This is a genomic window from Mesotoga infera, assembly GCA_011045915.1.
Taxonomy (GTDB): domain Bacteria; phylum Thermotogota; class Thermotogae; order Petrotogales; family Kosmotogaceae; genus Mesotoga; species Mesotoga infera_D.
On sequence record DSBT01000033.1, the window covers coordinates 1 to 4,673 of the forward strand.

A 4,673-nucleotide genomic window follows, 5' to 3' on the forward strand; every position below is an offset into this window, starting at 1 on the left:
AAGAAAGCTGCAGTCAGCTCTTTCGAGGATCAACGATTCTATTATTCTCATACTGATTAGGAAGGGAAATCTTCTAATGGCGGGAAAGAAAAGCAAGATGTACCTAATGATTCCACTCATCAATTAAGATGGATGACTTGGATCTGATAGTATTGAATAAAGCGCGGTCCTTCTCGGATTTTCCAGGAAAGGATTGCGAGGACTTTCTCAACTGGAGTTGAGGTCTTGTGAGCATTCTTGAAGTTAGAGCAATTGAAAAGACATACAGTGGCAAGAGAATTCTGAAAGCTGTTGATTTTAATCTTGAGAGTGGAAAACTGACTGTTCTGGGAGGTTTGAACGGGATAGGAAAGTCGTTGCTCATCAAGATCATGAGCGGAGACATCCGTCCAGACTCTGGCGAGATAGTCTTTGACGGTCACCGGGTAGAATTGCGGTCAATCGTCGAGGCGAGACGGATCGGCCTAAGTGCCGTTTATCAAGAATACATGCTTGTTCCCGATCTTACGGTCGCCGAGAATATCTTTCTTGGATCCGGCAAGTTCACGATTAGCAGAAAGAAGATGAACAGCGAGGCTTCGCGACTGCTCTCCAAATTCGGCTTAGGCTTGGATCCTTCGTCAAAAGTCTCTTCACTTTTGCCTGATGAGCAGGCGCTGCTGGAGTTTGCAGCCGCTGTCTTCTCCGAACCCAGAGTTCTGATGATCGACGATCTATTCCCGGTTTTGCGAACCGAATCCAGGAAGCGGCTTCTCCAAATGATTGAAGTGATCAAGAGTAGTGGAACCGCAGTTCTCGTTGCGACTTCCGATCCAGACGTAATGGCGCTGGCAGATCATCTGCTTTTTATGGACGAGTCGGGAATTGAGCACCTCCCTACCCCGATCGAAAAGGGATCGATACTCCAAAGAATGGGAGCCTCAAGTGATTTCTCCATACTTCCCGCAGAAGGAGAACCGCTGATCGAAATAAGTAACCTTGCCGGTTCAGGGCAGGATCTTAGATTGAAAAGAGGGGAGGTTCTGAATATCTTCTGTGATAGTGGAGAGCTGGTGAGAGTATTTACGCGAGCTATGACCAGGCAGGATCCCTTTACCGACAACTCGGTCCCGCTATTTCGAGAGGCGAAGAGTTTCTTCGATCGGTTTTCCTCCAGATCGTCTTCTACTGCAGCCGAAAAGTATTTCAGCTCAAACCTTAAGAATACTGGACTTGTCTCTCAGGTAATGCTGAAGAAATCGGGAAGTTTCAACTCATCCAAGGCACTCAAGAAAAGCTCTATTCTGAATAAGGAAAGCGTTGTTTCAGTCAAGAGTTTTCTTGCAGGACTTGAAAGAATCCCTGGGTTCTCCGGCCTTGTGTCTGAGGAAGACAAAAAGCTTTCACAGTTGAGGTTCGATGCCTGTGATCTATTTGTTTTCGTAAGACCACTGTTAGGGTTAGACCCGGTTTCGGTAAACGCTCTTTCGACTGTTCTTCAGGATATCGTGAATAGATCTAAGGCCGCAGTGATTATCTCAGACGAGGCAGGGAGCAGTGCTTTGAGCACGAGAAAAATGAGGAGCGCCGGATGAATCCCGATTTCTCTTATGAGAAGAAGAAGATAGAGTTTTCCAGTGGTTATATATTCAAAGGCAAACACTATCGTTGCTCTATCATAAAGTATCCTTCTCTGTACAAGAACTGCATTAAGGGAACCGAGGATGTCGAGATATATCATTTTTCCCCAAGAGAACGCGCTGTCGGCTCGATACTGATACTTCACGGCCTGGGCACAGTCAATATCCCATTCCTTTTCTGGATGGGAAGCCATTTGGCAAGCGCAGGCCTGCAAGCCTCTGTGATGATTCTTCCGGGAAACTATACGAGAACGGCAAGTGGTTCTACTAGCGGAAAGGACTTTTTCTCGCCGGATTTAAGAAGGCTGACCGTATTCTGGGAACAGGCAGTCGTAGATACCATGACGACTATCGATTTACTCCAGCAAGAGAACATCTGGTGGGAGAACAACTGCCTTTTCGGCTATTGCCTCGGAGGCATGGTCTCCACAATAGTCAGCGCTATTGACAAAAGAATAAACGACTTGATTCTGATGACCGTTGGAGGCAACATCGCCAAGATAATTTGGCAGTCCCCAGTGCTGAAATCAATCCGCCTGTCACTTCGAAGCGGTTCTGGTGAAGAAGGGTATCTGAACGATGAGAAGAGACTCAACGCGAGATTCAAAGAAGACTCTCAGGCAGTTAGGAAAATGAAAAACGCTTCCGAGCTACTGGAATCCGATCTTCATCCCCTGTTCAAAATCGATCCTATTGCATATGCTCGGTTCAACGACAGCAAAAAGGTGACCATGATCGAGGCGCTTTTTGACAAGGCCCTTCCAGTACAGACGAGAAAGCAGTTGTGGGAGGCTTTCGGCCGACCGAAGAGATATATTGTGCCGATAGGACACGTTTCCTGGTTTCCATTTGAATATGCTCTTGGCAAGTACATTCTGAAGAAACTGGGGATCAAAGAGGCAAGAAGAAAATTGCGCCTTCTGGAAAGTACTAAACCTACTGAATGACTGCGAGCCTCAGAAAGGGCTTTCAACTTCTTCCTAGCCGATTACTATACAAAGTGAACAGCCTACTTAGTGGTTAGGCATTTCGAGTCGGGAAGAGCAAAGGGACTGGTACTCCGTTGTCCGTCCTCCTTTATCGGAAATAGATGTAGATCCAGGTCGCTTGCCTTCGCGACGGACCAAAGCAGTTCAGCAAAAAGGGGATCTTCCAGTGATCAGCGGATCTTTGACAACTTGCAGCTGCTATTCCCGGAAGACGGGTTAATGATTTGAGACGTAGGACAAGGGGCGGCGCTTGCTTAAGCGTTAGGGAATCTTGGACCAATAACGAAGAACCTGGGAGCGCTGCATCGGAGCAAACAGCTGCTCTCCCAAGAACGGCCTACAATTATCTAACCAGATCTTAGACCCCTTGCCCCAGAACCGGTTCTTCCTAAGAAGTCTTGTCAGAGAACAGAAAGCATGAACGAAAAGTGTCATACGCCCAAAAAATCGACAAAGGAATCAACCAGCCCTGGATCGAACTGCTTCTCAGAACATCTGCGCAGCTCTTCTATTGCCTCTTCAGAGGATACCGGGTGTTTGTACGGCCTCCCGCTTGTCATGACATCGTAAGCATCTATTATTGACATGATTCTTGCCAGAAGTGGAATTGATTCGCCAACCAGTCCTCTGGGATACCCTGAGCCGTCCCACCACTCGTGATGACTTAAGATCTCATCCGCAATTCCCACCAGCTCGGGCGAAGATAGGGCAATTCTAAATCCTGCTTCGGGATGAGACTTGATTTTCTTCCACTCTTCAGAGGTTAGACTGCCGGCCTTGGTTAGTATTTCCTCTGGAACTGCAATCTTTCCAATATCGTGCAGGGCGCCAAGGAGCAGAAGATTATCAAGTTCGGCTTCAGACAATCCGATGAACTTCCCAAAATCCCTGCTGAGAGTCTTGATCCTTTCCGTATGTTCTTCCGTCTCATAACTCTTGTTAAGCAGACTCTTCTCAAGCACCTCGACCGTTCTGCTTCTCATGGATATGTTGTTAAGAAGCTTGTCTCTGTACATTTTCTCTTCGGCAGAAACAAGAGTCTCTCGAAAATCCTGATCGATGTCGGATTTTGTTCCGATCCCGAATGAAACGCTTATGGGCAGATCGAACCCCGCTATTTGTGTCAGGGCCTTCTTTATTCTGCTAACAAGAGATTCCGCCGACTGAGTGTTGGTTTGGGGAAGAAGCATTATGAATTCGTCGCCTCCCCATCGAGCAATTATATCGTCAGATCTGAGAGAGGACCTCAAGCATTCGGAAACGGCTTTCAGCAACCTGTCACCTTCCAGATGACCGAAAGCGTCATTGACAATCTTCAATCCATTGACGTCTCCCATAACGATGCTTATTGGCATTTGGCGTCTCACGTTCAGCCTCTCCACTTCTTCCTCGAAGAAAGATCTATTGTAGAGAGAAGTCAGGGGGTCATGGAAGGTTACATAGTGAATCTCTCTGTCTGACCTTATTCTGAAAATCGCTTCGCTTGCATGAGCCATCAGTGTTTCGACAAGCTTCACTTCTTCCTGTTTCATCGGCGACTCATGGTACGACACGAAGGCACCTATACTCTTCATCGGAACAATGGAAATAGATACGCTGCAATCTTGAACTACCTTGTGAAGCGAAGCGGCATCTATGAACGTTGAGGTCCCGCTCTCTATCGAGTCTCTCAAGATTCCGCTCCTAAAAAGGTAGCCCTGGAGGGATGAAATCTCTCCTTCGGTTTCTAGAGTAACCAGTTCCTGATTGTAGTATAGATACAGACCAAACTTATCCATACCGAATATGTTGACTGAAGCGTCAATTATCGAGTGATATATCGTGTCTTCTTCATTTGATTTCTCCATCTTCAGGGCAACATCGTGGAGTTTGGACACTTTTTCTTTCGTCTTTTCCAGTTCATCTTTCGCCAGTTTTTCATCTGTTATGTCTCTGATCGCACCGCAAATGCTCTTGATGCCGGAAGCTCCGCCTGAGTAACTTGGTCTTGAGAATTCGCTTACCCATCTAATAGTGCCGTCTTTGCGGATGATTCGGTACTCCAGCTGCTGGCTGTTGCCGGACC

At 46.9% G+C, this 4,673-nt stretch carries 3 protein-coding genes; 2 read left to right on the forward strand and 1 reads right to left on the reverse strand.

Annotation, left to right across the window (positions count from 1 at the left end; genetic code table 11):
- Nucleotides 1-227 precede the first annotated feature (227 nt).
- Together ENN47_01040 and ENN47_01045 are read left to right on the forward strand one after the other, a co-directional pair.
- Nucleotides 228-1,574, forward strand: coding sequence for a sugar ABC transporter ATP-binding protein (locus ENN47_01040; protein HDP76776.1), 1,347 nt, complete (start codon nt 228-230; stop codon nt 1,572-1,574).
- On the forward strand, nt 1,571-2,566 hold the full coding sequence (locus ENN47_01045) for an alpha/beta hydrolase (protein ID HDP76777.1): 996 nt from the start codon (nt 1,571-1,573) through the stop codon (nt 2,564-2,566). Before ENN47_01040 ends, ENN47_01045 begins: the two co-directional genes overlap by 4 nt.
- 473 nt (nt 2,567-3,039) lie before the next feature.
- Here the strand turns inward: ENN47_01045 and ENN47_01050 are convergent.
- Nucleotides 3,040-4,673: diguanylate cyclase (locus tag ENN47_01050; GenBank protein ID HDP76778.1), on the reverse strand; the 1,634-nt coding region annotated here is incomplete at its 5' end.

Bases quoted from the DNA above. Each gene is read 5' to 3' on its own strand.
- ENN47_01045 (HDP76777.1), top strand. From the start codon at position 1,571: ATGAATCCCGATTTCTCTTATGAGAAGAAGAAGATAGAGTTTTCCAGT.